Source organism: Mesorhizobium sp. M7A.F.Ca.MR.148.00.0.0 (assembly GCF_003997735.1).
GTDB lineage: Bacteria > Pseudomonadota > Alphaproteobacteria > Rhizobiales > Rhizobiaceae > Mesorhizobium.
The window spans coordinates 1,189-6,782 of sequence record NZ_RZTB01000182.1 but is presented as its reverse complement, the minus strand read 5'-3'; the positions used below and the strand labels follow the sequence as shown (position 1 = coordinate 6,782).

The 5,594-nt window shown below is 57.1% G+C and carries 7 protein-coding genes; all 7 read left to right on the top strand.

Features of this window, described 5'->3' with window-relative positions:
* A partial coding sequence (locus EOB49_RS31985; RefSeq protein WP_127383323.1) for a hypothetical protein occupies window positions 1–808 on the top strand: 808 nt, incomplete at its 5' end.
* A gap of 184 nt (window positions 809–992) precedes the next feature.
* The gene (locus tag EOB49_RS31980; protein ID WP_127383322.1) at window positions 993–1,982 is read left to right on the top strand and encodes a Coat protein; all 990 of its coding nucleotides are present in this window, start codon (window positions 993–995) and stop codon (window positions 1,980–1,982) included.
* Window positions 1,983–2,751: 769 nt separating this feature from the next.
* Window positions 2,752–3,021, top strand: a complete 270-nt coding sequence (locus EOB49_RS31975; RefSeq protein ID WP_127383321.1) for a hypothetical protein — start codon at window positions 2,752–2,754, stop codon at window positions 3,019–3,021.
* The gene (locus tag EOB49_RS31970; RefSeq protein WP_245472934.1) at window positions 3,021–3,326 is read left to right on the top strand and encodes a hypothetical protein; all 306 of its coding nucleotides are present in this window, start codon (window positions 3,021–3,023) and stop codon (window positions 3,324–3,326) included. Before EOB49_RS31975 ends, EOB49_RS31970 begins: the two co-directional genes overlap by 1 nt.
* Before the next feature lie 95 nt (window positions 3,327–3,421).
* Complete coding sequence (locus EOB49_RS31965; RefSeq protein ID WP_245472933.1) at window positions 3,422–3,982, top strand: hypothetical protein; 561 nt, start codon at window positions 3,422–3,424, stop codon at window positions 3,980–3,982.
* An 83-nt stretch (window positions 3,983–4,065) separates the two neighbouring features.
* On the top strand, window positions 4,066–4,593 hold the full coding sequence (locus EOB49_RS31960; protein WP_245472931.1) for a hypothetical protein: 528 nt from the start codon (window positions 4,066–4,068) through the stop codon (window positions 4,591–4,593).
* A 170-nt stretch (window positions 4,594–4,763) separates the two neighbouring features.
* On the top strand, window positions 4,764–5,090 hold the full coding sequence (locus EOB49_RS31955; protein ID WP_127383319.1) for a hypothetical protein: 327 nt from the start codon (window positions 4,764–4,766) through the stop codon (window positions 5,088–5,090).
* Window positions 5,091–5,594: the final 504 nt, after the last annotated feature.

The window sequence follows — 5,594 nt, the reverse complement described above, 5'->3', positions numbered from 1 at the left end:
CGGCAAAAGTTGGTTTGACGGTCTTTCCGAAGGCAACCGCAAGCTCGCTGAAACCAAGGGCTGGACCAAGCCTGAAAGCCTCGATCGGGTTTTCACATCCTATGCGGAGTTGGAGCGGCAGCAGGGTGAGAGCCTGCGCGTTCCCGCCCCGGACGCGCCTCGGGAAGACTGGGACCGGTTTCATGCCCGGCTGCCCGAGACCATGCGTCCGGTCACCTCTTCCGAGAAGGTCGAATACCTCAGGCCGGAAGGTCTGCCGGAGAACTTCGCCTATTCGGACGAACTCGCTCAGGCGTCCAAAGCCTGGGCGGTCGAGGCGGGTGCCTCGCCGAAGACCGCGCAGGCCTATCACGACAGGTTCGTCGGCTACATGGCCGAGCAGGCCAAGCATCAGGAGATCGCGCTGGCCCGCTCGGTGGAAGCCACCCATGACGAGCTTGTCAGGGACTGGGGACCGATCGACAGCGACGGCTTTCGCCAGAGACTGGAGGTCGCCAACCGGGCGATGAAGAAGCTCGGCCTGGTCGATGCCTACAAGGCGAAGGGCATCCTTCTGCCTGATGGGGCGCTGACCGATCCGCAGATCGCCAGGGCGTTCCAGGCGATCGGCGAGGCGATGTTCCGGGAAGACACGATCGACGGCGGTGCTTCTTTCGGCGGAGCCAATCCGTTCAAGCGCAACGCCGCCGGCGAACGCAACCTGACCGATATTTCAGCCCTCGTCAAAAGCGACCCCGCCCGCGCCCGGCGGCTGGCACGCGAGGCGGGGGAAAATCCCGATCGCTGGATGCCCAACAACCCGCGCTGACGATCGATCAGCCGCACTGAAACGCCCCCTCATCCGGCCGCTTCGCGTCCACCTTCTCCCCGCCGGGGAGAAGAGGCGCGCCGACGTCGCAAGTCTCCTCTCCCCCCGGGGAGAGGTCAGCCGAGCGAGGCGGAGGCTGGGCGAGGGGCACCCGCCGCCAACCCAAACCTGAAGGAAGAGAAAAATGGCAGACGCCTATACCCGTATCGCGGACGCGATCGTTCCATCCGTCTATGCGCAATATGCTTTCGAGGAACATGTGCAGTCGCTCGAGATCTACCAGGCCGGAATCCTGTTTTCCGACCCGGCTATCTCGTCAAAGCTGTCGATGGGCGGACGCTCGGTCGACATGCCTGGCTGGAAGGATCTCGGCAACGACCCGTCCGAGCCGGTCAATGACGATCCGGCCGATTCCATCGAGATGAAGAAGATCGGCTCGCGCCGCGAGGTCGCCGCCCGCAATGTCCGCGCCCAGGCGTGGGGCGTTCCGGACCTGACCTCGATCCTGGCGGGCGACGATCCGCAAAAGCTGATCGTCAAGCGGCAGACCGAGTACTGGCAGCGCGCCAACAAGCTGACCCTGCTCGGCATCCTGAAAGGCGTCGTCGCCGACAACATCGCCAATGACGGCGGCGATCTTGTGCGCACCACCGGCGCCTCCATCGTCGACACCGACATCATCGAGGCCGCCTATCTGATGGGCGACCGCGCGGACAAGTTCAAGACGATCTGGATGCACTCCAAGCAGATGAAGGCGCTGAAGCTCGCAGACCTCATCGACTATGTGCCGTCTTCCGAGCAGGGCGGACCGCTGATCCCCTACTACATGGGTCTGCGCGCCGTGGTCGACGACGACATTCCGCAGGCCGCGGGCGTCTACACCGCCTTCATGTTCAAGGACAAGGCGATCCTGTGGAACGAGCTGCCGGTCAACACCGAGGGCGGCCCGCTGGAGTTCGACCGCAAACCGCGCCAGGGCCATGGCGGCGGCGTTACCGAAATGGTCGGCCGCCGGCATTTTGTGCCGCATGTGCCCGGCACCCGCTTCCTCGACGCCTCCTCGGCCGGCGAGTTCGCCACCGATGCGGAGCTGGCGCTGGCGGCGAACTGGGATCGCACCGCGTCGAGCGTCAAGAACATGACGTTCATCGCGCTGAAGACGACCGAGGCCTGATAGGACCGAGGTGGGGGGCGGGGGCGATGCGCTCCCGCTTCCTTTCTGAACTTGGCGCCGGCCAGCTACGCCAGAACAATCTCAACACGCAGGCCGCCCTCTCACGGTTTTCGGCAAGCAGGCGGCGACGGGACGATCTTCAACGCGGGCAAAGCGCTCGTTGGAGGCCTCTCCAAAATCCACGACCCAACCGGTATCGGGTTACGGCTGCCGCTGCGCTCAAGACCCTGGACATGAGGCGGGCGGACCCTGCTGGCTACGTCCGCGAGGTCTTCCCCAATGTCGACGCCGCGTGGAGGGCGGCAACGAGCCCGGACGGCAACGATCCGGCTGCCTATCAAGTCGCAATTGCCCGTTCTATTGCTGCTCAAGAACAGTTGGATTTTGAGATCATCCAACCTTGCCAAATTCATTCTCGGCCGATCCGACCAACACATTAGATATCCGTGAACTGCTGCACCATGCGACCGACACGGGAGCAGGTACACTAGATGCATCAACAGATGCGTCCGAACCGAATTCGGGGAGCGGGCAACGTTCTGAGGCGTTGGAGAACCAGCAGACCCAAGCCGCGTCCGTAATTTATGAACAAAATGAGAACATCTATCCTTCCGTCGAGGTAGCTGGTATATCAAAGTCAGTCGCAAGGAATTTGTGTATCGACTTTTGCACCAACGCCACACTGCCCACCGGCACGTACGACGGAGCACCATTTCACTATTGTATGGCCAGGTGTATGGAAAATTACGGGCATTGAAGGACGAATTAAATGGCAGACAATCTCCGCAGAGATGATGCAGAGGCTATTGTGCAATTAATTCTTGGCACATCTAAGGCTATGAATGAATTCTTGCTTGAGAGAAGGGATTCAAGGAGTAAAGAAGAATTCGATTTCCTCAAAAAGGTCGTTGGAAGGCTGATGGGATTTCAATATTTCGAAGTGGTTGAAGTTGTTGGTAGTAATTATAAAGATATTGTAGAAAGATTGCATGGATCGGCGTCTAATTTAAAATTCGATTTTCCCGAGATAAATAGGTGATGAGAAGATATTATTATTTTGAGCCAGAGGTGTCTGGCGGTTTTGGTGATAACGTCATTTTGGACGCTAGTGTTCATCCTCCTCTCATAACTCGTTTGCATTATGAGTTTGATGGATGGCTGGGCGATAGTATAGTGGCGTCGTTTCCATGCTATCTTATCACCGAAGATGTGAAAGAGAAAATTCTCAAGGGTGAATTTTCAGGCGTAACCTTCGACAAGGTCGAGGTGACCATTTCTGCAACCGGACCAGAAGCTTCCGCCGTTCGTATGGCTGAAAGTGAACGGGGAGGCTGGCCGCGATGATTTCAGAATCGCGAGAGATCTCCGCCTCGTCGTTTCCGAGCGCGTTCTCGATGCCCTCAAGCCATTGGAGATCTCCAATGCCTTGATAGAACCGTTTGAAGCGTTTTGATGTGTTCTTAGCCTTGGCGGCTCTTTGGGGGGCGGTGTTCAAGCGATGGATTGCTGGCCTGAGGGCGAAATTCGCCGAAGCGACACGTGAGGCGGCACGGGGGCATGCGACCAACGGATCGACCGGATACTTTAAAATAAGGCCGAACGTCGCTGGCGGGATCGGCGAAAACACCGTTCTCGACTCGAGCGTCCATCCGCCAATCGTGACCAGGCTTCACTATGTGGTAGAGGGCTGGTTCGGTGATGTGATCGTTGCGACATTCCCCTGTTTTCTCGTCACTGAGGAAACCCAGCGCGCACTGCAGAAGATGGGCTTTTCAGGTGCGACGTTCGCCGACGCCGAGGTGACTACCTCGGAAGAGTGTCAAGAGGATCAACCCGGGCTGGAGCTGCCACCTTTCGTGTGGCTGAAAGTAAATGGGAAAGCTGGCCGCGACGATTTCGGGATCGCGATACCCTTCCGCCTTGTCATTTCGAAACGCATTCTCGATCTGCTGGAATCGCTGGGAATACCGTTTGCCGTGGTCGAGCCTTACGAACAGTAACGGATCACGCTTTTGAATTGCGATGACAGTTCATTTTTTTGTCGGCTGCACCCTGTGACCGCAGTGAACGTTCGGACTGAGAAATGGAAAATAGTGCCCTGTCACCGCATTCCTCCAATAGGTGGATAATGCAGTATTTCTATATCAGACCTGATGTGGCTGGTGGGCTTGGCAGAAACACCGTTTTGGACCCCAGCGTCCATCCTCCGATTGTGACCAAGCTCCACTACGTGGTAGAGGGCTGGACCGGTGATGTGCTCGTTACGACGTTTCCGTGTTACCTCGTCACCGAAGAAACCCAGCGTGCACTGCAGAACATAGGTTTTTCGGGTGCGAAGTTCGCTGAAGCCGAAGTGACGACATCCGAAGAGTTTCATGAATATCAACCTGGGCAGGAACTTCCACCTTTCGTCTGGTTGAAAGTGAATGGGAAGGCTGGCCGCGACGACTTCGGGATCGCAGCGAACTATCGCCTCGTCATCTCGAAACGCATTCTTGATTTGCTGGAATCATTGGGAATACCGTTTGCAGTGGTCGAGCCTTACGAACAGAACGGGATTACGCTTTTGAATTGCGATGACGGCTCATTTTTGTCGGCCGCACCCATGTGACTGCAGTGAATCTTCAGACCGAGAACTGGAAATAGTGCACTGTCACGCAATTCCTCATGGGAACGGCATCGCTCCGGGGTCGCGCCCGACGAAATCGCGCGCCTTGCCCTGGAGGCCGGACTACTTCAGACTTCACTGCCTCCGGCAATGATCTTTCACGAGAAAAGAAAATGAAGAAAGTGATGGTTCTGACGACCGCAACTATCTTGGTGGCTGCTGCAACTTTTGTTTATTGCAGCCCTCTTCTCGTCAAGCTTGAGACGGACGGATTTGTGGGCGGAACGCTGGAAATTGCAGGCACCAAACTGGATGAAGCGGCAGGATCTGGAACGACGTACCACCTCGTTTTCGTGAATGAGGAATCCAGCGCGAGCGTTTCTTGCAGCAAAGATGGGAAAGTTACAAGCCGGGATGGATATCTATCTCCATGGCTTGAGTGGTACGTAAGTTTCCATCTTTCGAATTGCTCGATTAGTGGATTTCGTCCGGTATTTTAAGGGTTGGAATCACGAATGACAGTGAGATGCCGGAGATCTCGCGCGTTTTGTCGATAGCATGTCCGGACTGAGACTTGGAAAATAGTGCGCTGCCGCCGTAATTCCTCGTTCTGACAATATTTCTTCGCGCCCCCTCCGTCCTGCCGGCTTTCGTCATTCGGAAAGCCAAGCAGTTGGCTTTCCGTCCGCTACGCGGATCACTCTTCAACCCCACGAAGGGAGATCGGAGGGGTCGTAGAGCACGATCTCTGAATATTGCCATCTAAACCCCAGCCGCTTCGCAGCGGCTTTTTTCATGCCCGGAGAAAATCATGACCCGACCCACATGGACGAGGCGCTGACCCATGGCCATCACCCCGCTCGATATCGCCAACATGGCGCTGGCCGTGCTCGACGAGGCACCGATCGACAGCCTCGACCAGGACGTCAAGGCAGCGCGCTTGCTGAACCTGCATTTCGACCTCGCACGGGAAGCAGAGCTCACCAAATGGGCCTGGGTGTTCG

What these genes read in the sequence shown, in the direction of transcription:
- EOB49_RS31955 (WP_127383319.1), top strand. Translation starts at nt 4,764, where the DNA reads ATGAAGAAAGTGATGGTTCTGACGACCGCAACTATCTTGGTGGCTGCT.
- EOB49_RS31975 (WP_127383321.1), top strand. Translation starts at nt 2,752, where the DNA reads ATGGCAGACAATCTCCGCAGAGATGATGCAGAGGCTATTGTGCAATTA.
- EOB49_RS31970 (WP_245472934.1), top strand. Translation starts at nt 3,021, where the DNA reads ATGAGAAGATATTATTATTTTGAGCCAGAGGTGTCTGGCGGTTTTGGT.
- EOB49_RS31980 (WP_127383322.1), top strand. Translation starts at nt 993, where the DNA reads ATGGCAGACGCCTATACCCGTATCGCGGACGCGATCGTTCCATCCGTC.
- EOB49_RS31960 (WP_245472931.1), top strand. Translation starts at nt 4,066, where the DNA reads ATGGAAAATAGTGCCCTGTCACCGCATTCCTCCAATAGGTGGATAATG.